This window comes from Pseudovibrio sp. Ad13, assembly GCF_001623225.1.
Classification (GTDB): Bacteria; Pseudomonadota; Alphaproteobacteria; order Rhizobiales; family Stappiaceae; genus Pseudovibrio.
Map to the genome: position 1 here is coordinate 602799 of NZ_LMCC01000002.1, position 22564 is coordinate 625362.

General features: G+C 52.3%; 15 protein-coding genes, 1 tRNA gene and 2 pseudogenes. 13 read left to right on the plus strand and 5 right to left on the minus strand.

The window, feature by feature from the left end:
- Positions 1-140: 140 nt before the first annotated feature.
- Positions 141-230: transfer RNA gene (locus PsAD13_RS03655), tRNA-Ser, on the plus strand.
- A gap of 8 nt (positions 231-238) precedes the next feature.
- Here the strand turns inward: PsAD13_RS03655 and PsAD13_RS03660 are convergent.
- Positions 239-844 carry a class I SAM-dependent methyltransferase gene (locus PsAD13_RS03660; protein ID WP_208986397.1) on the minus strand — a complete coding sequence of 202 codons (606 nt, stop codon included), beginning with the start codon at positions 842-844 and terminating at the stop codon, positions 239-241.
- A gap of 188 nt (positions 845-1032) precedes the next feature.
- Here PsAD13_RS03660 and PsAD13_RS03665 point away from each other — a divergent pair, with 188 nt between their 5' ends.
- Positions 1033-2229 carry a Gfo/Idh/MocA family oxidoreductase gene (locus tag PsAD13_RS03665; RefSeq protein WP_063306125.1) on the plus strand — a complete coding sequence of 399 codons (1197 nt, stop codon included), beginning with the start codon at positions 1033-1035 and terminating at the stop codon, positions 2227-2229.
- 43 nt (positions 2230-2272) lie between these two features.
- On the opposite strand, the gene PsAD13_RS03670 is transcribed toward PsAD13_RS03665, so the two are convergent.
- From PsAD13_RS03670 to PsAD13_RS03685, 4 genes are all read right to left on the minus strand, one after another.
- Positions 2273-3718, minus strand: coding sequence for a nucleobase:cation symporter-2 family protein (locus PsAD13_RS03670; RefSeq protein ID WP_063306126.1), 1446 nt, complete (start codon positions 3716-3718; stop codon positions 2273-2275).
- A gap of 30 nt (positions 3719-3748) precedes the next feature.
- Entirely contained in the window at positions 3749-4252 is a 504-nt protein-coding gene (locus PsAD13_RS03675; RefSeq protein WP_063304326.1) for an ureidoglycolate lyase, read from the minus strand.
- A 6-nt stretch (positions 4253-4258) separates the two neighbouring features.
- Entirely contained in the window at positions 4259-5092 is an 834-nt protein-coding gene (locus PsAD13_RS03680; RefSeq protein ID WP_193757837.1) for a bifunctional allantoicase/(S)-ureidoglycine aminohydrolase, read from the minus strand.
- Positions 5093-5457: 365 nt separating this feature from the next.
- Positions 5458-6399, minus strand: coding sequence for a LysR family transcriptional regulator (locus PsAD13_RS03685; RefSeq protein WP_063306128.1), 942 nt, complete (start codon positions 6397-6399; stop codon positions 5458-5460).
- Positions 6400-6634: 235 nt separating this feature from the next.
- Between PsAD13_RS03685 and PsAD13_RS03690 the strand changes: the two are divergent.
- The 11 genes and pseudogenes from PsAD13_RS03690 to PsAD13_RS03740 all read left to right on the plus strand — a co-directional run.
- Positions 6635-7876 (plus strand): annotated as a pseudogene (locus PsAD13_RS03690) (nitrate/nitrite transporter); the annotation flags it as partial.
- A gap of 200 nt (positions 7877-8076) precedes the next feature.
- A pseudogene (locus tag PsAD13_RS03695) lies at positions 8077-9429 on the plus strand (NarK family nitrate/nitrite MFS transporter); the annotation flags it as partial.
- 25 nt (positions 9430-9454) lie between these two features.
- Positions 9455-13204 (plus strand): nitrate reductase subunit alpha, encoded by a 3750-nt coding sequence (locus tag PsAD13_RS03700; RefSeq protein WP_063317284.1) that lies wholly within the window; start codon positions 9455-9457, stop codon positions 13202-13204.
- Complete coding sequence (gene narH, locus PsAD13_RS03705; protein ID WP_057461585.1) at positions 13201-14742, plus strand: nitrate reductase subunit beta; 1542 nt, start codon at positions 13201-13203, stop codon at positions 14740-14742. Before PsAD13_RS03700 ends, narH begins: the two co-directional genes overlap by 4 nt.
- Positions 14739-15461 carry a nitrate reductase molybdenum cofactor assembly chaperone gene (narJ, locus tag PsAD13_RS03710; protein ID WP_063317285.1) on the plus strand — a complete coding sequence of 241 codons (723 nt, stop codon included), beginning with the start codon at positions 14739-14741 and terminating at the stop codon, positions 15459-15461. The genes narH and narJ overlap by 4 nt, the downstream gene beginning before the upstream one ends.
- 2 nt (positions 15462-15463) lie before the next feature.
- A complete protein-coding gene (gene narI / locus PsAD13_RS03715; protein ID WP_063304333.1) occupies positions 15464-16177 on the plus strand; it encodes a respiratory nitrate reductase subunit gamma in 714 nt (237 codons plus the stop codon).
- A gap of 6 nt (positions 16178-16183) precedes the next feature.
- Positions 16184-17071: a peptidylprolyl isomerase gene (locus tag PsAD13_RS03720; protein ID WP_063317286.1), complete on the plus strand. Its 888-nt coding sequence runs from the start codon at positions 16184-16186 to the stop codon at positions 17069-17071.
- A 163-nt stretch (positions 17072-17234) separates the two neighbouring features.
- A complete protein-coding gene (locus PsAD13_RS03725; protein ID WP_084404628.1) occupies positions 17235-18227 on the plus strand; it encodes a Gfo/Idh/MocA family oxidoreductase in 993 nt (330 codons plus the stop codon).
- Positions 18228-18837: 610 nt separating this feature from the next.
- Positions 18838-19848, plus strand: a complete 1011-nt coding sequence (locus PsAD13_RS03730) for a BMP family protein (RefSeq protein ID WP_063294186.1) — start codon at positions 18838-18840, stop codon at positions 19846-19848.
- 80 nt (positions 19849-19928) lie between these two features.
- Positions 19929-21476 (plus strand): ABC transporter ATP-binding protein, encoded by a 1548-nt coding sequence (locus PsAD13_RS03735; protein WP_063317287.1) that lies wholly within the window; start codon positions 19929-19931, stop codon positions 21474-21476.
- Positions 21473-22564, plus strand: a complete 1092-nt coding sequence (locus tag PsAD13_RS03740; protein ID WP_063317288.1) for an ABC transporter permease — start codon at positions 21473-21475, stop codon at positions 22562-22564. Before PsAD13_RS03735 ends, PsAD13_RS03740 begins: the two co-directional genes overlap by 4 nt.

The window sequence follows — 22564 nt, forward strand, 5'->3', positions numbered from 1 at the left end:
CGCAGTGGGTTCGCTCACTGCGTTTTTTATTGGCAGGTGACGCGTGAGCTGTGAGTTATCTGCGGCATAGCGGTCGCAGGGCTTGCCGAAGGGAAAGCTTCTTTATATGGTCCTGCAATCCTCACCACGAGGATCAATTAGGAGAGTTGCCGGAGTGGTCGAACGGGGCGGTCTCGAAAACCGTTGAGCACGCAAGTGTTCCGAGGGTTCGAATCCCTCACTCTCCGCCATTTGTTCTTTAGCCTACTTTTTCAATGATCATCGTAAGCCACTTCTCGTGAGGGCTGTAGGGCTTGTTGCTCAGCGTAATGCGGGCGTCTTGAAGCTGTAGGTTCGGGACCTGCTGCAGGATGTTGCTGAAGTGGGCTTCGGTCATCATGGAAAAGCGACGCCCGTCATCGCGGTTTACTTCTCCTTCTCCCAATTTGAAAGAAGCAAACAAGGTGCCGCCATTCTTGAGGGCATTGCAGAGATTGGTGAGTGCGAGAGGAAGTTCAGAATAAGGAACGTGAAGCAATGAGGCATAGGCCCAGATAGCATCGTAAACCTGCTCGCTGTTAAATTCCTGAAATGTGTTTTGCTGGACATCTATACCGGTCAGTTTACTAGCCGATTTCACCATTTCAGCAGATGCATCGAAGGCGTCAACTTCAAAGCCAAGCTGCTTGAAAGCATAGGCATCACGCCCGGACCCGCATCCCGCATCGAGAACTCGCCCACCTGGCGGCACTCTCTTGAGGAACCGTTGGTAGTGCTCCTCCATGTCCAGATGCAGTGTGCGTTCGATAAAGCTCTCTGCATTCTTCTCGTAATAGGCTCGGGTGGTCTCTGATGAGTTCGGCATAAGACCTTCTGCTCTCCCTTAAGTCAGCAATAGTTCAGTCTGGATTTTGAAACAGTTTCTCCGAAATGACCAACACTTTTGCAAAAGAGCATTTGCAATTACCGATCTCAGACTTAATGATCCTACAGGTTCAGGTGGTGCTGTTGCGCTAACCGATATCTGCGCCTGAGAAATACGGAGAATGCATAATGACCGTCGAAGCTGCTGAGCCACAACAAGTGTTGGATATTCCGAAAAAATTGGGACGTAGGCTGCGTCTGGGAATGATCGGCGGCGGTCAGGGTGCATTCATCGGTGCAGTTCACCGCATCGCTTCGCGTTTGGATGATCGCTATGAACTTGTTGCTGGAGCCCTTTCTTCTGATCCAACGCGGGCAAAAGCGTCAGCTGAAGAACTCTATATCTCATCTGATCGTGCCTATACCTCCTTCGAAGAAATGGCAGAAAAAGAACCGCTTCGGGATGATCCGGTCGATGTAGTTGCCATTGTGACGCCTAACCATATGCACTATCCGGCAGCTCGCGCGATGCTCGAGGCCGGTATCCATGTCATCTGCGATAAGCCGATGACAACGACGAGTGAAGAAAGCGAAAAGCTTGTTCAACTGGTTGAGGAAACTGGCAAGCTGTTCCTGTTGACGCATAATTACACCGGCTACCCAATGGTTCGGCAGGCGAAAGCTATGATTGAGGCAGGTGAACTCGGGAAAGTTCGTCTGATTCAAGTGGAGTATCCGCAAGATTGGCTGACTGAGCCGATTGAGCAATCAGGCCAAAAGCAAGCCAGCTGGCGTACTGATCCAAAACGATCCGGAGCAGGCGGCTGTATCGGAGATATCGGCACGCACGCCTACAATCTTGCCTCCTTCGTATCCGGCATGAAAGCAACGGAAGTTTTGGCGGAGCTGACAAGTTTCGTAGAGGGCAGAGCGCTGGATGATGATGTGCAGATGCTGTTGCGCTATGAAAATGGTGCCAAAGGAATGCTGTGGGCGTCTCAGGTTGCTCCGGGTAACGAAAATGGGCTGAGACTGCGCGTTTATGGAGACAAAGGCGGTATTGAGTGGGTGCAAGCTGACCCGAACCATCTGGTTTACTCACCCTATGGGAAGTCAAGCTACCGCATTACACGTGGCGGCCCCGATGCAAGAGAAGCCGCAAATGCAGTCTCTCGCATTCCAGGTGGTCATCCGGAAGGGTATCTGGAAGCCTTCGCAACAATCTATAACGAGTTTGCTGATGTTTTGGCTGCGCGCATTTTAGGCCAGTCAGAACCCGAGTGGAGCAAACTGCTTCCGACTGTATCTGATGGGTTGGATGGGCTGAACTTCATTGAAACAGCCGTGAAAAGCTCTCAGAACGGCGGTGCATGGCAGAAACTATAAGAGAATCTCCCCTCGCCATAGCAAAACGGCGAGGGGAGTTTCTTTAGGCTTGGGAGCCTGCTGGTTTTAGTGGTGCATCCTCTTGTGAGGCCATGCCGCCTGAAACTTCTTCCGTTGCTTCGGCAGTAAGCTCTTCTGGCAATACAAGATTGAGTACAATCGCGATCAGAGCTGCAGGAAGCAAGCCACTCGTCATCAAAATGCGCAGTGTGTCAGGCAGATACTGAACAGCTTTTGGATCCAGCTGCAAGCCAAGGCCGATTGATAACGCAATCGCGAAGATCACCATGTTCCGGCGGTTCCAGTTGACGTCGGAGAGCATGGAGACGCCAGCGGCAACCACCATTCCAAACATAACGATCACACCTCCGCCGAGCACCTCGATGGGAATTGTGCGAATGATCGCTCCAACCTTGGGTATCAGTCCGCACACGATGAGGAACAAGGCACCAATGGTCACCACATGGCGGCTCATCACGCCTGTCATGGCAATCAACCCCACATTCTGGCTGAAGGATGTGTTCGGCAAACCACCAAAAACACCGGCTATGGCGGTGCCAAAACCATCAGCGTAGGTTGCCCCTTGGATCTCCTTGTCAGTCGCCTCACGACCTGCACCACCTTTGGTAATGCCAGAGACATCTCCAACAGTTTCAACTGCACTCACAAACGCCATGAGACAAAAGCCAACAACAGCAGCAAGGCTGAAATCAAAGCCATAGGCAAACGGCATTGGCAGGGCAAAAGATGCAGAGCGACCAACGCTTGCAGCAATCCCATCCACAGTCACCATGCCAACCATCATCGCGTAAAGGTATCCTGCAAGTATGCCAATCACCACGGCAGATACAGCTAGGATCCCGCGGGCATAGAACTTCAAGCCAAGCGTGACGAGAATTACAATGAGCGCAGCAGACCAGTTGAGCATACTTCCATACTCAGGCTTGTTAATGGCAGGCACACCACCCGCAGCATACTGAATGCCCACTTTCACCAGCGCCAGACCGATCATGGTTACGACAAGACCAGTCACCAGCGGTGGTAAGGCAAAGCGAATGCGGCCAATGAACATCCCTAGAATGGCATGGAACAAACCACCAATGAGCACGCCTCCAAACAGAGCAGGCAAAGCTTCAACACCTTTACCTGCAACGAGTGGAATCATGATGGGTATGAAAGCAAAGCTGGTACCCTGCACAATCGGCAAGCGGGCTCCGACTGCTCCCATTCCAATTGTTTGAAAAAGCGTCGCTATTCCGGCAAACAGCATGGACATCTGGATCATGTATGTCATGTCCGGGAAGCCCTGCGCCCCTGCATCAGAGCCAAACCCAAATCCGGCAGCTCCGGCAATAATGATCGCCGGAGTAACGTTTGAGACGAACATGGCAAGCACATGCTGAATGCCAAGTGGAACCGCCTTATGTAAGGCAGGTGTGTAGTTCGGATCACGCAGTTGTTCTGGTGTCCCGATGGAATTGCTGGTCATTTAGTCCCCTCCTACTAATGACGCACAGTGTTATTCCGTTATTAAGTAGGCCTCCTTCAGCCAGTGTTCTTCTAGGTTGTTTCCGTCCCCAATCCGGTCGACAACAGCGAACAGTCCTGACCCGTTGATGGGAGTCAGAACGCCGTGCCATGTGTTCCGTTTGATATTGATGGACTGGGTTGAACTCGCCATAAACGCACGAGGTGATGAAGGCCGTCCACCTTCATCTTCGGCGACTATGACAAGATATTCTGACTGGTTCATCGGAATGAAGCATTGCGAGCCCAATGGATGGCGCTCCAACATCGTCAGCGTGTGCGGCAGGTTGCGAAGCTCTGCCTGAAACAGGCTGACACCAGCGCGGCCACCAATAAACTCAACACCAGCCAGATCAGAAAAACGCTCACATCGGCCTTCGTTGATTAGGATAGGTGATGTCCCGCCGGTCTCAATCAGTTCACCAAACGGCATAAATACCGCAGAGGTGAGCTTCTCAATCCGTATGGTGCGCTCTGTTGTGACCTGATTACCCATATCTGATCACCTTTGAAACGAGCAGAGCTGGGCATGTCGATTGACGTCTTTGTAAAGCAAGTACCGGAAACGGCCTGGACCGCCAGCGTAGCAAGCTTGCGGACAAAAAGCGCGCAGCCACATAAAGTCACCGGCTTCCACTTCAACCCAATCGTTATTCAGCCGATAGACTGCTTTCCCTTCCAAAACATACAAGCCATGTTCCATCACGTGGGTCTCAGCAAACGGAATGCAGCCACCGGGCTCAAAGTTCACGATGTTGACGTGCATGTCGTGGCGCATATCACCGGGGTCTACAAAGCGCGTCGTCGACCAGGCTCCATTGGTATCTGGCATGGGAGCAACAACAGCATTCTTTTCATGGGTAAACAGCGCGTCGGGTCTCGCAATGCCTTCGACAGCCTCATAGCGCTTTCGAACCCAATGGAAAGTGGCAGCTAGAGAGCTATCGTTGCGCACTTCATATTGGGCTCCAGCAGGCAGATAGGCGTAGCCACCTTCGGTAAGCGTGAAAGCCTCATTGCTCATTGTGATCGTAATCTCACCTTGAACAACGAACATCACGCCCTGCGCTTCAGGGTCTGGTTCAGGTTTAAGGGAGCCACCATCTGGCTGAACTTCCATGATGTACTGCGAAAACGTCTCAGCAAACCCAGAGAGTGGTCGGGCAATAATCCAGGCACGCGTCTTTTCCCAGAAAGGCAGATTTGAGGTCACGATGTCCCTCATCACGCCTTTGGGAATAACGGCATACGCATTAGTAAACACTGCCCGGTCTGTCATGACTTGTGTTTGCGGAGGCAAGCCTCCCGAAGGTGCGTAGAAAGAAGAAGGTGATATGCCCTCAGAAGAGGCATCAAAGGTGCGGGGTGGCAGTGTTTGGGTACTCATATGTAAGTTTACTTCCTTGTACGACACTCACGCTATGGCAGTCCGCGTAAGTGCAGCAACCCGAATTAAGTTGAATTCCTTGCCGGGGAGGTGCACTCGTCGAATTAGGGATCGACGAGGCACTGTTCGAAGCACTGGGCAAATGTGCTGGTATCAACCGTGTCCATTAAGCTCGTCAGCTGGCAGGGCCACCAAACTCCTCCCATCTATCAGTTTAGCCTAATAAATGAGTTGGATTATCAAAATTATTTTGAAAGTATTTCGCGGATAGCCGGAAAAAGAAATAGATACATAAACGACTTTTCAATCAAGAATTACTTATTCAGAAGATGAGTAGAGTACTGAGAACTCTTGTCTTTTAGATACGTCTTCAATCGCTCACTGATGAAATTAAGAAAGAGCCGGATTTTAGGATCTTGATAGCGCTTGTGCGGAAATAGACATGCCAAATGCACATCAGCAGGAGGGGTAGCAGTGCAGACGGCGATAAGGTCTCCGCTGAGCAAATGATCGACAACATCAAACAAGGGGGCATTGATGAGGCCGTGATGGCCGAGTGCCCAGTTCACCAACACATCGCCGTCATCAGAGGTGAACGGGCCGCCAACTGTGAAGCTCTGTAAGCCCTCAGGAGTTTGAAGCGTCCATCGGCTTTCAGAGGAACCGGGAAACTGGAGCAGTAGGCAATCATGCTTTCCGTTTTGGAGATCTGCCCCTTGCAGTGGCTCACCACGCTGATCAAGATAGGTAGGGGAGGCGCACAGTACCCGAGGACAGTCCAACAGGTTTTTCAGCCGCATTTCAGAGTTTGGTAACTGTCCCAGAATGAATGCCAGATCCAAACCTTCTCCAGTAATGTTAAGAGGACGGTCCGAGAGCCTGAGGCGAACATGAATTTCAGGATAAGCATCGTGGAATTCAGGAATAAGCGGTGCGATCAAACGCCGCCCTATGCCGAGTGGAGCAGAAACAAAGATTGAGCCGCGTGGAGTGTGTGTCACCTCCTGAACAGCCGCTTCAGCCTCTTCCATTGCTTCCAGCATTTTACGGGCGCCAGGATAAAAAATGCTACCTTGCTCAGTGGGTTGGATGGTGCGGGTGGTGCGGTTAAACAAGCGAATGCCCAGGTGCTTCTCAAGCTCTCCAATACGGGAGGACGCAACTGCAGGAGAAACATGCATGTCCCTTGCCGCAGCAGACATGCTGCCAAGCTCAAACACGCGCACAAACATCCTGACATTGTTGATGTAAGACATTGCTTTAACTTTGAAATCCCCGCTTCTAAACGAAACATACCAGCATCAGTGTAGACTGGATAGGTGTTTTTCATTGTGCCGTGAGTTGGAAATAAAACATAGTTTTACTCCAAGTTGTATTTCAATTTTACTCGTTTAATCCTGTTCTTTCTATGAGTTGCTCTACTTTTGGGTGCTAAAGCTCCTGAGATTCTATGTGGATTGTTTTACCTGCTAGAATTCAGGAACAAATACTATGCATTCACTTGAGGGTGTTACTCGCTCCGATCAATATAGGGCATTGGGTCTCAGTACCTTTGCTTTTACTATCTGTTTTGCAGTTTGGACCATTTTTTCCATCATTGGCGTGCGCATTAAAGGCGAACTGGGGTTGTCCGATACTCAGTTCGGCTTATTGGTTGCCACACCAGTGCTCACCGGTTCTGTGAGCCGCATTTTCCTTGGAGTATGGACAGAGCAGTTCGGTGGACGGATTATGTTCCCACTGCAGATGCTCATTACAGCAGTCTGTGTCTGGTTGCTCACCTCAGTACAAACCTATGAAGTGTTTCTGTTAGCCGCCTTGGGCCTTGGATTGGCCGGCGGCTCTTTTATTATCGGGGTAGCCTATGTCTCCCAGTGGTTTGAAAAAGAGAAACAAGGCACCGCACTTGGCATTTTTGGTGCCGGGAATGTCGGTGCAGCAGTTACCAACTTCGTAGCACCATTTTTGGTCGTAGCAGTTGGCTGGGAAGGCACAGCCCGCGTTTATGCAATTGTTTTGGCAGTCACAGCCGTCCTGTTTTATCTGTTCAGTAAAGATGACCCGTCTCAGCAGGAGCGCAAGAAAGAAGGTAAGCAAGCTGTATCTACAGCAGAGCAGCTCGCTCCGTTGAAGAACCTGCAAGTTTGGCGTTTTGCGACCTACTACTTCTTCGTCTTTGGCGCCTTTGTCGCGCTCGCATCATTCCTACCGCGATACTACACCGGGGCTTACGGATTGGAGCTCACGACGGCTGGCGTTTTCGCTGGCCTTTATTCACTGCCTGGGTCTGTTTTCAGAGCGCTGGGCGGTTGGATGTCAGACAAATGGGGCGCACGCTTTGTCATGTACCTCACATTTATCGTCTCCCTCTTTTGCCTCTTCCTGCTGAGCTATCCCGAAACCTCATATGTTGTCAGCGGTATTGACGGCCCAATCGAGTTTAACTTCGGTCTTGGTGTTGGTGCCTTCGTCTCTGTGACCGTCGTTCTGGGTTTTGTCATGAGCCTTGGTAAAGCGGCGGTCTACAAGCATATCCCGGTTTACTACCCCTATCATGTTGGTGCTGCCGGAGGGCTCGTAGGCATGATCGGCGGCCTTGGTGGCTTCTTCTTGCCAATCGCCTTTGGAGTTCTGCTCGACTGGACTGGCATTTGGACGGCACCCTTCATGCTTCTCTTCATCATTGTTGCGGTCTCAACTGTGTGGATGCACGTCGCCATCCGCAGGATGGAGCGCAAGCGTTATCCAGAATTGCAAGACGAAACAGATCTGTCTGATCTCCCGGACGAGCCGGTTGAAGGTCCGGACGGACCTGCAGGCGTAGAAAAGTATCCGTAACCAGCGAAGCCCTTTCTGGACATTCGGTCTGGGGAGGGCATGTAGCCAAAAGGAATGAATGTATGTCTGATAACAACACTCAAAAAGGGCACACACTAATTGAATGGCGGCCGGATGATCAGGAATTCTGGGAAACCAAAGGAAAGGCGATCGCCTCTCGGAACCTTTGGATCTCTATTCCGGCACTTTTGCTTGCCTTCTCAGTGTGGCTCGTTTGGAGTGTTGTTGTCGCAAGGCTACCCGCCATCGGTTTTGATTATACGACAGACCAGCTCTTCCTGCTGGCTGCTCTGCCAGGCCTTTCTGGCGCGACACTCAGGATCTTTTATTCCTTTATGGTCCCTATCTTTGGTGGCCGCCTTTGGACAACGCTGACCACAGCATCGCTGCTTCTTCCGGCTCTGGGTATCGGGTACGCAGTTCAGGACCCCACCACGCCTTATAGCATCTTCCTTCTGTTAGCCCTGCTTTGCGGTTTCGGGGGCGGTAACTTCGCCTCTTCAATGGCAAATATCGCGTTCTTCTATCCAAAGAAGGAAAAAGGGAACGCGCTTGCGCTCAATGCAGGCCTCGGAAACCTTGGCGTTTCCGTCATGCAGTTTGTGGTGCCGCTTGTCATCACAGCTGGTGTCTTCGGTGCGATCGGTGGCGCTCCTCAAATCCTTGAGGATGGATCCCAACTCTGGATCCAGAATGCTGGCTTTATCTGGGTTCCATTCCTCATCATCGCGACGCTGGCTGCATGGTTTGGCATGAATGATATCGCTGATGCCAAAGCGAGCTTTAAAGAGCAATCCATCATCTTCTCAAGAGCGCACAACTGGATCATGTGCATTCTCTACACGGGAACCTTCGGCAGCTTTATCGGCTATTCCGCAGGCTTCCCGCTGCTCATGAAGACCCAGTTCCCAGAGGTGAACGCACTCACCTTCGCATTCCTTGGCCCTCTCGTTGGTGCACTCTCCCGGGCTGGTACGGGTTGGGTTTCCGACACGTACGGCGGTGGCCGTGTAACCTTCTGGACCTTCCTGTTTATGGCGGTTGCTGTTGGTGGCGTGCTGTTCTTCCTGTCCATCAAAACAGAGCCGGGGGCTTTCTGGGGCTTCTTTGCCTGCTTCATGGCACTGTTCTTCCTGACAGGCGTAGGCAACGCCTCCACATTCCAGATGATCCCGACCATCATGCGCCAACAGGTCGGCCTCTTGATGCCAGAGCTGGATGCAACAGCTCATCTGCGCCAGTCAGAACGTGAAAGCGCAGCCATCATCGCCTTTACCTCTGCAATCGCAGCCTACGGTGCCTTCTTCATCCCCAAAGCCTACGGAACATCCATCGCCTACACAGGTGGTCCGGATGCCGCGCTTTGGGCCTTTGGCATCTTCTACGTGATCTGTCTGGTGATCACGTGGTTCTTCTACACCCGCAAGGGTGCCTCCGTTCCGTGCTAAGCAAATAACGTGAAGGGCATTTCAGATGTCTCTACTACTCGATAAACTGAACTTCTTCGCAAAACAGGACACTGGTACCTTTGCAAACGGGCACGGTGTTACAACCAATGAGAACCGAAACTGGGAAGACAGCTATCGAAAGCGATGGCAATACGACAAAATCGTACGCTCGACCCATGGTGTGAACTGCACTGGTTCCTGTTCCTGGAAGATCTACGTCAAAGGCGGGATTGTCACCTGGGAAACCCAGCAGACGGATTATCCGCGTACGCGCCCGGACCTGCCAAACCATGAGCCACGGGGCTGTTCTCGTGGTGCCAGCTATAGTTGGTACATGTACTCCGCAAACCGGGTGAAGCATCCACTCATACGCTCTCGCCTCCTCAAGCTATGGCGTAACGAGCGGACAGTGAAATCGCCGGTCGCTGCGTGGGCAGCCATTCAGGATGATCCTGCAAAGCGCGCAGATTACCTGAAAGTGCGCGGACACGGCGGTTTTGTGCGAGCCACTTGGGAAGAAGTCAACGAAATCATCGCAGCAGCAAATGCTTACACCGCGAAGAAATGGGGACCTGACCGCGTCGTTGGCTTCTCTCCAATTCCGGCTATGTCCATGATTTCTTACGCAGCAGGTACCCGCTACCTGTCTTTGCTCGGTGGCACATGCATGTCGTTCTACGACTGGTACTGCGATCTGCCTCCTGCCTCACCACAAACATGGGGTGAGCAAACCGATGTGCCTGAATCCGCTGATTGGTACAATGCGGGCTTCCTGATGTTGTGGGGCTCTAACGTTCCACAAACGCGCACACCGGATGCGCACTTCTACACCGAGGTTCGCTACAAAGGCACCAAGTCAGTTGTGGTCTGCCCAGATTACTCGGAAGCGGCCAAGTTCTCAGATCTCTGGCTCCATCCAAAGCAAGGCACTGATGCAGCTCTGGCGATGGCCATGGGTCATGTCATCCTTCGTGAATATCATTTAGACAGGCAGGCAAAATACTTCGAGGACTACTGCCGTAAGTACTCCGACATGCCGCTGCTGGTTCGCCTCGTCAAAAAAGACGGCAAATACATCCCGGAACGCCTCCTGCGTGCTTCCGAATTTGCGGACAAGCTGGGGGAAGAAAACAATCCGGAATGGAAAACCGTTGCCCTGGACCGCAAATCGAAGAAGATAGTGGTTCCGCATGGCTCCATCGGCTTTCGCTGGGGGGAGAAAGGCAAATGGAATCTTGAAGAAAGAGACGGCGCTGGCAAAGACACGGACCTCGCCATGTCTTTCATTGACAAAGCTGATCATGATGAAGTCGCTGACGTGGCTTTCCCATACTTCGGCAATCGCGAGCATGACCACTTTGCGGGAACCAACCATGAAAGCGTGATGGTGCGCAAAGTCCCCGCAAAGAAAGTGAAGCTGGCGGAAGGTGAAGCGCTTGTAGCGTCCGTTTTCGACCTCTTCATTGCCAACTACGGTCTGGATCGCGGATTGGATGATCCAAACTCTGCCAAGTCCTATGATGAGGAACTGCCTTACACGCCTACATGGGCAGAGAAAATCACTGGCGTTCCCAAAGATCATATCATCACAACGGCCCGCGAGTTTGCGACAAACGCTGAGAAGACCAACGGACGTTCCATGGTCATCCTCGGTGCTGGTCTAAACCACTGGTACCACATGGATATGAACTACCGCGGTATTATCAATCTGCTGGTGATGTGCGGCTGCGTTGGTCAATCTGGTGGTGGCTGGAGCCACTATGTGGGGCAGGAAAAACTTCGCCCGCAAACCGGGTGGACAGCACTCGCCTTTGCATTGGATTGGACACGCCCACCACGGCATATGAACTCAACATCCTTCTTCTATGCGCATACAGATCAATGGCGCTATGAAACGCTCAAGGTGGATGAGATCTTATCGCCAACCGCGCCCGATGGGGACTGGGATGCGTCGCTGATCGATTACAACATCCGTGCAGAGCGTATGGGGTGGTTGCCGTCAGCTCCACAACTTGAGACCAACTCGCTTCAGGTTGCTAAGGCGATAGAAGAGAGTGGCAAAGAAGCAAAAGACTATATTGCTCAGGAGCTAAAATCAGGCAGTCTCAAACTGTCCTGTGAAGACCCCGACAACGAGGCCAACTGGCCACGGAATCTGTTTGTCTGGCGCTCCAACCTGCTGGGCTCTTCCGGTAAAGGCCATGAATACTTCCTCCGTCATCTGCTCGGCACTGAGCATGGTGTGCTGGGCAAGGATCTGGGAGAGGAAGGCCGCCAGCGTGCGAAAGAAGCTGTCTGGCATGACAATGCACCGGAAGGCAAACTGGACCTGTTGGTCACGCTGGACTTCCGCATGTCAACGACAGCGGTCTATTCAGACATCGTGCTGCCAACGGCTACATGGTACGAGAAAAACGACCTCAACACCTCGGATATGCACCCCTTCATTCATCCCCTTTCCAGTGCAGCTGATCCTGCTTGGGAAGCCCGCAGTGACTGGGAGATCTTCAAGGGTATTGCCAAGTCCTTCTCTGAGGTCTCACAAGAAGTTCTCGGCAAGGAAAAGGACGTCGTCCTTGTCCCGATCCTGCACGACACAGCTGGTGAAATCGCCCAGCCATTCGACGTAGCGGATTGGAAGAAGGGGGATATTGATCCGCAACCCGGCAAGACAATGCCAAACGTTGTGGTTGTCGAACGAGACTATCCAAACATCTACAAGCGTTTCACGGCTCTTGGCCCGCTGATGAGCAAACTCGGCAACGGTGGCAAAGGCATCAGCTGGAACACCGAGCACGAAGTAGACCTCCTCAAAGGCCTAAATGGTGAGGTATTGGAAGACGGGCCAACCAAAGGCTTGGCTAAGATCGAAACGGATATCGATGCAAGTGAAGTTGTCCTGTCTCTGGCCCCGGAAACCAATGGTGAAGTGGCTGTCAAAGCATGGGCTGCTCTCTCTGAGTTCACTGGCAGAGACCACACCCATCTGGCATTGCCGAAGGAAGAAGAGAAAATCCGCTTCCGCGATATCGTCGCTCAGCCACGTAAGATAATCTCTTCGCCGACATGGTCCGGCATTGAATCTGAGCATGTTTGCTACAACGCAGGCTACACCAACGTGCATGAGCTGATCCCGTGGCGAACGATCTCCGGTCGTCAGCAACTCTATCAGGATCACCTCTGGATGCGTGCGTTTGGCGAAGGCTTCTGCGTGTACAGGCCGCCGATAGACACCAAAGGCGTCAAACCGGTGATCGACGATAAATCTCTCGGCAGAAAGCAATTGGTCCTCAACTTCATCACCCCGCACCAGAAGTGGGGCATCCACTCCACATACACCGACAACCTGTTGATGCTCACGCTCAACCGTGGTGGTCCGGTGGTCTGGATCTCAGAGGTTGATGCGCAAAAAGCTGACATTGAAGACAATGACTGGGTCGAAGTCTTCAACATCAACGGTGCGCTTGTGGCGCGTGCGGTGGTCTCTCAGCGCATGAAGGAAGGCACGATCTACATGTATCACGCTCAGGAAAAGATCGTGAATACACCGGGATCAGAGCTCACCGGACAACGCGGCGGTATCCATAACTCGGTGACCAGAACCGTCACCAAACCAACACACATGATTGGCGGGTACGCGCAGCAATCCTACGGCTTCAACTACTATGGAACGGTTGGCTCCAACCGCGATGAGTTCGTTGTGGTTCACAAACTGGAAAAAGTGAACTGGATGGAAGAACCGCTGGATGACAGTGGTCAGGAGGCAGCAGAATGAAAGTCCGCGCACAAGTCGGAATGGTGCTGAATCTGGATAAATGCATTGGCTGCCACACCTGTTCAGTGACCTGTAAAAACGTTTGGACCAACCGAGAAGGCGTTGAATACGCCTGGTTCAACAACGTGGAAACCAAACCCGGTATTGGTTATCCCAAAGACTGGGAAAACCAAAAGAAATGGAACGGTGGCTGGGTTCGCAAACGCAATGGCAAGATCATTCCCAAGATGGGTGCCAAATGGCGCATTCTGGCGAAGATCTTTGCAAACCCTGACCTGCCAGAAATCGACGACTACTACGAGCCGTTTGATTATGATTACGAGCACCTGCAGGGCGCTCCTGAAAGTGCTCAGTTCCCGACGGCTCGCCCAAAATCAGCGATCACCGGCGAGCGGATCGAAAAAATTGAATGGGGACCAAACTGGGAAGAAATTCTCGGTGGTGAGTTCTCCAAGCGCTCAAAGGATTACAACTTTGAGGGTATTGAGAAGGAAATCTACGGCGAGTTCGAAAACACTTTCATGATGTACCTGCCACGTCTGTGTGAGCACTGCCTCAACCCAACATGTGTTGCTGCATGTCCATCAGGTGCCATCTATAAGCGTGAAGATGACGGAATCGTCCTGATCGATCAGGAAAAATGCCGTGGCTGGCGCATGTGCGTCTCTGGCTGTCCTTACAAGAAGATCTACTTCAACTGGTCCTCTGGCAAATCAGAGAAATGCATCTTCTGCTATCCACGCATCGAGTCAGGGCAGCCTACAGTCTGTTCAGAAACCTGTGTGGGCCGCATCCGTTATCTGGGTGTGATCCTGTACGATGCGGATAAGATCGAAGAAGCAGCCTCTACCAAGGATGAGAAAGACCTCTACGAAGAGCAACTGAAGGTCTTCCTTGATCCGCATGATCCAAAGGTAATCGAACAGGCCCGCAAAGATGGTGTTCCTGAGGATTGGCTCAAGGCTGCCAAGGCATCGCCGATCTATAAGATGGCAATCGACTGGAAAGTGGCTTTCCCACTTCACCCGGAATACCGCACACTGCCAATGGTTTGGTACATTCCACCTCTCTCCCCAATCCAGTCAGCCGCAGAGGCTGGTAAGATCGGTTGGGATGGTGACCTGCCGGATGTCCGGAGCATGCGCATTCCGGTCCGCTACCTCTCCAACCTCCTCACAGCAGGCAAAGACGAGCCTGTTGTCACGGCGTTGGAACGGATGCTCGCCATGCGCTCCTACATGCGCTCCAAGTCAGTTGATGGCGTAGTCAATGAAGCTATCGCTGAACGAGTGGGTCTGACTTCTGAGTTGATTGAAGACATGTACAAGATCATGGCGATAGCCAACTATGAGGATCGCTTCGTCATTCCAACCACTCACCGTGAAGTGTCCGAGGATGCCTACGATGTTCGTGGCTCCTGTGGTTTCTCCTTCGGCAATGGTTGCTCTGGCGGCAGTGATGGAACTGACCTGTTCGGTGGTTCCCGCAAGAAAACTGTCGAAACCCCAACGGATATATTTAAGGAGATGCGCGGATGATCGTCTCCTTAAAAATCCTCTCGCTCTTGCTCAACTACCCGACGCAAGAACTGCTGGATGACCTGCCAGCACTGAAAAAAGCGGTAAACTCAGATCGCTTGCTCTCTGCAAAAGGCCAGAAAATGATCTGCACTCTTTGCGATGATCTGGCTACTAAAGATCTCTATGAGGTGCAGGAAAGATACGTGTTCCTGTTTGATCGGACCCGCTCACATTCACTACACCTGTTTGAGCATGTGCATGGTGAGAGCAGAGACCGCGGTCAAGCTCTCGTCGATCTGCGTGAGATGTACCTGACAAACGGTTTCGCGGTAGAGACCACGGAACTACCTGACTACATCCCATTGTTCCTCGAATATCTGGCGCATCAACCATTTACAGAGGGGCAGGAACTGCTTGGCCAGACTGCGCATATCTTTGAGGCCCTTCGTTTGCGTCTCAAAAAGAAGGGCTCAATCTATGCCAATGTGTTTGGGGCTGTTGCTGAAATCAGCAAAGCGGCACCTTCCAAGGAGCTCCTCTCCAATATTCTTGCAGAGCCCGAAGATGACCCAAATGATCTCGAAGCCATGGATCGCATTTGGCAGGAAGAGGTCGTCAAGTTTGGTGGCAATGCAGGAGAGGGCAGTTGCGGCCCTGATCGCTTAAGAATGCAAATGAGAGCTGCGGACAGACGCCCGCCTGATACCACGACCCAGAACATTCAAGGGGAGAACTAGAAATGTCTGGCTTCTTCAACACGTTGTTCTTTGGAATATATCCATACATCGCCCTCTCGGTTTTGATTGTTGGCACAATCATCCGTTATGATCGTGAGCCTTACAGCTGGCGTGCTGGTTCAAGTCAGCTCCTTCGCCGCAAGCAGTTGGTCTGGGGTTCAGTGCTCTTTCATGTAGGCGTGCTGATCATCTTCTTTGGCCACTTAGTTGGATTGCTGACCCCAATAGTCCTGTTTGATCTGGTGGGCATCAGTCACGGTGCCAAACAGGTTCTTGCTGTCGTCGTCGGCGGTATTGCTGGCCTGATGGCGATTGTTGGTGCAGGGATGCTCATTCATCGTCGCTTGTATGATGCGCGTGTACGAGCGGTCTCCAGCACAATGGACACCTTCATTATATGTCTGCTGGGCTTCCAGTTGCTTCTGGGTCTTGGAACTATACCTGTTTCCCTCATGCATCTGGACGGTGAGGAAATGGTCAAATTCATGAGCTGGGCACAAGGCATCTTCACATTCCGTGGTGATGCAGCAAGCTATGTCGTTGATGCTTCATGGATCTTCAAGTTGCACTTGTTCGTGGGGCTGACGATCTTGCTCATCTTCCCGTTCACACGCCTGGTGCATATGCTCAGCGTTCCGGCAAGATACTTGTGGCGTCCCGGTTACCAGATCGTGCGTGAGCGCAACTCCACCAATCCACGCCATCCTGCTGAGTGAGGTGAAATGGCCAATCTCTACACCAACCCAAATTTGAATGAAGGTGCTCAGGCAGATGCGGATCTGCCGAGCACTAAGGTGCCTCCAAAAAGCAAACCGATCATCACCGATGTGTCGGTCAACGGGGTCCAAATCTCAGAACAAGACATTCTGGCAGAAGCCCAAAACCATCCAGCTGAGAACCCTGGTCAGGCGGTGCAAGCTGCCGCAAGAGCGTTAGTCGTCCGCGAACTGCTGTTGCAGCAAGCTAAGTCTTTGAACATTGAGGCTGCTCCAGAACTGATGGACGACGGAAGTGAGACACCTGAAGATGCCGCGATCAGAGAACTGATTGAGCAGGAGGTCGAGATCCCGACAGCTTCTAAGGATGAGTGCCAGCGCTACTACGAAAACAACAGGACCCGCTTCAGTTCAGAGCCAATCTATGAAGCCAGCCATATCCTGTTTGCAGCTGGGCCTGATCAACACACTGCCCGCAGTATAGCCAAAGCCCGTGCCCACGATGTCATCAAACTACTTCTGGACAAGCCAGAAACCTTTGCTGATCTGGCGCTGGAGTACTCCGCTTGCCCTTCAAAAGAAACGGGCGGAAATCTGGGCCAATTGACCAAGGGAAGCACAGTTTCGGAGTTTGAAAAAGCGCTCCAATCGATGCATGCAGGACAGATGACAGGCGAACCTGTTGAGACCAAGTTCGGCTACCACATCATTTTCCTGAACAGGAAGATTGAGGGAAATACCCTGCCATTCGAGCATGTTGAGGAAACCATCAGAGCATGGTTGGAAGCCGCAAGCTGGTCCAAAGCAGTGTCTCAATACATCACTATCCTGGCAGGGTCTGCTGAGATAAAAGGTATTGATTTACTTGGTTCTGACAGCCCGTTGGTTCAGTAAAATTGTAAGTACTTAGCGACGAGTACCTGCTCTTTTATCGATAAACTTGGATAAGCAGTAAGCTATTGATCTCTGGTATTTTCTCCTTCCTTAAATGTGATTAGGGTTATTTCCGGAGTTCTTCCCGTGATGTTCTCGGGATCCTGTGTTCTGGAGAAAAACAATGTCGAAACTGAACTGGGGCTTTCTCGGAACAAGCTTCATCTCGCTGACAATGGCAGACGCTATACAAGCGGAAGGATCGACGCGGATACATTCCGTGGCAGGTCGGTCAGAAGTGCCTCTGAAAGTCTTCGCAGAAAAGTACGATGTTGAGCATACCTTTGATGACTTCAACGAGCTGATTGAAGACGAAGCCGTTGATATCATTTACATCGCTCTCCCAAACCACATTCACCACGAGTACGTGGTCAAGGCAGCAAATGCGGGGAAAGCAATCCTCTGCGAAAAGTCGCTGTCTATCGACATGGATAAAACCGATCAGGCGCTGAAAGCGGTTGCCGAGAACGGTGTATTCTTCGTGGAAGGGTTAATGTACCTGAACCACCCGTTTGCAGCTGCTATTCGTGATGTGGTTGCTTCTGGTGAGTTGGGTGAGATCCAGTCGATTACAGCTCAGTACTGCGCGTCAATTGCCAGGTTCGTGAACCCACACAGCAAGGGGGCACTTTATAACCTTGGTTGCTATCCGACCTCGCTGATGCATCTTCTGTTACAGACTGCATTCCCGACCCATATCTTTGATAATTATAACATATCGGCTATGGGCCGGCGTGGTGCAGATGGGAACATCTGCGAGTCTGCAGCAACGTTGCGGTTGAATAACGGTGTTGTTTGCCAGCTTCACACGGCGGAAGACTACGGTCTCCATGCTGGTTTCACAATGCTTGGCTCCAAGGCAAGTCTGGTGTTGAATTCCAACCCATGGCTACCGGAAGCTGAGGGGAATATCTTCACGGTCACCCCCTACGAAAAGCCGGGCGACACGCGCACAGTTACGGCAGACGGCAACGCCTTTATTTATCAGGTCAGAGCGATCCGCGAAGCGATCGAAGCTGGCAACAAGGCGCTGGAAAGCCCGGCTCCGAGTGTTGAGGACAGCCGTCAGATCATGCAGATCCTGACCGACTGGGAAGCAGCAACCGTGACTGCCTGAGCGACATGATATTGCAATGTGAGGGGTGCGATTGCACTCCTCTGTGCAGCCTGCGAGGGTTGCCAAAATACTCGCAACTACAACAATTCCCAAATTTTTCTCAGCGATCCGTTGATGCTCGTATTGCCTGCTCCATGAGCAGAAAGCGTCAATTCCTGCATAAAATCAGCTTGCTACGTGGATGCAATTTAGGCAATCAGAGCAATCATTAGGCGCTGTGTGCTATTTTTCAATCCATGGAAAATATTTCAAAATAATATTGATTGAAATTATTTGACCGAAAAGTAAAATTTCATAATGTTGCTTCGATTCGAGTGTTTTATCGTCACTTAGCTCAATCCACAGCTATATAGTGGTCCAATAATATTTATACAGTCGATAAATAGCTGAATACCATAAGAAAAGTACTGTGTGATCTGCATTAATTTACGTGCCGTCACGCAAAAAATACTTCTGAGGCATCTAGTCATTAGCCGTTTTGTCTCGTATACAGCCATTTTTAATGCCTTCGTCCTGCTCAGGACCTTTTCACTTAAAATGCGAGATAGGGCAGATTGCGGCTGCAGTCTGATCTGCAGCCCTGCACAATTATTGATTTCAGGGGGTGTGCATGTTTGCGACACGTTTGAACGGTTTGGTGAGACGTCATGTTCTCGCAGCCGTAGCTGTTTTTGCGGCCATAATCGCGGTTTATTCACCAGCAAAAGTTTTAGCTGCCGAACCTCTCAAGGTCGCAGCGATTTACACCGTTCCTGTTGAGCAGCAATGGGTTGGACGTATCCACCAAGCGCTCAACGCAGCGGCAGAACGCGGTGACATCACCTACGTCTATTCCGAGAACACAGCCAACACCGACTATGAGCGCGTTATGCGTGAGTACGCCGAAGCTGGTCATCAGCTCATTGTTGGCGAGGCGTTTGCAGTAGAACGCGCAGCGCGCAACGTGGCTGCAGAATACCCGGAAACAGCTTTCCTCATGGGCTCGTCCTTCCCGGCAGCTGAGCCAAACTTCGCGGTGTTCGACAACTTCATTCACGAACCATCCTACCTGTCCGGTATGATCGCAGGTGCGAAATCCAAGTCCGGCAAAATCGGCATGATCGGCGGCTTTGCTATTCCGGAAGTGAACCGTCTCATGCACGCATTCATGAATGGTGCTAAGGCAACCAATCCAGAGGTGACTTTCACAGTCAACTTCATCAACTCCTGGTACGATCCGCCAAAAGCGAAAGAAACCGCTTACGCCATGATCGATGCTGGTGCGGATGTTTTGTATGCAGAACGCTTCGGTGTGTCTGATGCGGCTATGGAAAAAGGCATCTTCGCGATTGGCAATGTGATCGACACCGCTGCCGACTATCCAAACACCATCCTCGCCTCTGCCATCTGGCATATGGAGCCAACAATTGACACTGCGATTGCGGCTGTAAAGGCGAATAACTTCAAGGCTGAAGACTACGGCAAGTACTCCTTCATGGGCCATGCTGGTGGTTCGCTGGTGGTTGATGAAACGCTGGTGGATGCGGACCTTCTTGGTAAGGTCAAAGCTGTCGAAGCGAGCATTCTGGATGGCTCCTTTACCGTTGAGATCAACGACGAAGAGCCAAAGTCCTCCAATTAACGCTGATCGGGTCGGGGGGATATCCCGGCCCGTCTTCTCCGCCTGCTACGCGCATAACCTCGTCAGTCCAAGGGTATCCCATGCCAGAAACTGAGAGCGGGCATCCGCTTTTATCTCTTCAAAACATAACCAAGATCTTCGGTGATCTGGTTGCCAACGGAAACGTCAATCTGGACCTGCATGCCGGGGAAATCGTTGCGTTGTTGGGTGAGAACGGAGCGGGGAAAACCACGCTCATGAATATCCTGTTCGGTCATTATGTGGCGGATCAAGGACGTGTCATGGTACGTCACGCCTCTGGTATTCTGGTAGATCTGGAGCCCGGCGCTCCTCAGGCGGCCCTTGAAGCGGGGATAGGTATGGTTCACCAGCACTTCACGCTGGCTGAGAATCTGACTGGCCTTGAGAACATCGTTTTGGGCACTGAGAGCCTGTTCTCACGCCGCTTCAGCTGCTCCAAAGCGCGGGCAAAACTGCAGGAGCTGATGCAGAGCTCCGGCCTAGAAGTTGATCTGGATCTGCGCGTTTCCAAGCTTGCTGTTGGCGAAAGACAGCGCGTCGAAATCCTCAAAGCGCTCTACCGGGACGCCCGCATTCTGGTGCTGGATGAACCCACAGCGGTTCTCACACCTCAGGAATCCGACAGCCTTTTCAAAACCTTGAAGCTGCTCGCCGCCAAAGGCATGGCGATCATCTTCATCTCCCACAAGATGGCTGAAGTGCTGGGCGCGTCTGATCGTGTTGCGGTTCTCAGAGGGGGCCGGATGGTTGCTGACCTGCCGACATCGCAGTGTGATCGCCACCAATTGGCTGAGGTGATGGTCGGGCATTCCGTCCAAACCGCAGAACGCAAACCCGGCTATCCGGAAGACGAAACGCTGGTTTTTGCCGGTGTCAGCGCAGGAGAGGGTCGCGAGCAGATTGAGAACGTCAATCTCGCCCTCCGAAAGGGGGAAATCATCGGCCTTGCAGGTGTCTCTGGCAACGGTCAAAGCACCTTGGCAAAGGTTGTCTCTGGCTTGGAAGAACCAACGGCTGGAACCGTCACTCTTCATGGCAATCCGCTGAAACCAAATGCTGCTGCGGTGATCCGGTCCGGTATTGCCCGCATCCCGGAAGACCGCCATCACGATGGCATCGTTGGTGCCATGTCGGTGGAGGAAAACCTCGTTCTGGAAGAGATCCGCAAGCCTGCCTACCAGCGCTTCGGTCTGCTCCGCTTCAACGAAATTCGCAAGCGTGCCCAAGAGGCTATCAAAGCCTACGACATCCGCTGCTCCGGCCCGCTTGCTGTCTCCCGTCTGCTCTCTGGCGGGAACATCCAGAAAATAGTCCTCGCGAGAACGCTGGACCAGCAACCCGATATCGTCCTTGCTGACAGACCCTCTCGCGGGCTGGATGTGGGTGCAACAGCTGATGTGCACCGCCGCCTTCAGGAAGCTCGGGACAGAGGCGCTGGCGTTCTTCTCATCTCTGAGGATCTGGACGAACTCTTCCAGTTATCCGACAGGATCGCGGTGATCCATCGCGGGCATATCTGCGAGCCAGTGGAGACGGAAAAGCTGGATAAGAAACAGGTTGGCCTGATGATGGCAGGACATTCCGCAAAAGGGGAGCAAGCAGCATGATCCGGTTTGAACCTCGCAGCAATGTTTCTTCCCTCGCAGCGTTTGCCCTACCAATTATCGCAGGAATCACCGCGCTCATCCTAGCGGCGATCCCCATTGCAGCTGCAGGGGGAGAAGTTTTCGCCGCCTACGGGCACATCTTCAAAGGCGCATTCGGCTCCAAGTTTGCATTCTCTGAGCTTTTGGCCCGCGCAACGCCACTCATTTTCACGGGTCTGGCCGTCAGTGTCGCCTTTCGTGCCAAACTCTGGAACATTGGCGCTGAAGGCCAGCTCTATGTGGGCGCACTCGCAGCAGTCGCCATCGGCACCGGCGCAATCTCCGCGCCCGCCTATATTATGATTCCGCTGATTATACTGGCAGGCATGATTGCTGGCGGCACTTTGATGCTGGTGCCAACCCTGCTGAAAACGAAGCTAGGCGCGGATGAAGTGGTCACCACCTTGCTGCTCAACTTCGTCGTGCTGCTGTTTGTGCAGATGATGCTGGAAGGCCCCATGAAAGACCCCATGGGCATGGGCTGGCCGCAGTCAGAACTTATGACCAGCGCCGCCACACTGCCCAAAATGTTCGCCCGCATGCGCATCCATTGGGGCCTCGTGATCGCACTGGTCTCCGCATTAATCATCTACATCATGATGAAGCGCAGCGTCTGGGGTTTTGAAATCCGCGCAACGGGTGAAAACGCCTCCGCCGCAAAGCATGCTGGCATCCCAGTCACCTCCACGTTCATCAAAGTCGGCCTGATCTCCGGAGCATTGGCGGGCCTTGCTGGTGTCAGCGAAGTGGCTGGCCTCAAAGGGTATTTGACTGCCGATATCTCCCCGGGCTTCGGCTACACCGGCGTCGTGGTCGCCATGCTTGCAGGCCTCTCACCCGTTGGTGTGGTTGTGGCTGCTGTCTTCATCGCGGCAGTCTTTGTGGGGGCGGACAGTATGAGCCGCGCCATGGGCGTGTCCAGTTATATTGCTGATCTTGTGGTCGCCATGTCTTTGATCTGCGTATTGGTCTCCAGCCTGTTTGTGCGCTTCAAAATCCGCTTTGTCAGGCCCAAAAAGACACCAATTGTCGCCAAAGGGGAGGCATAA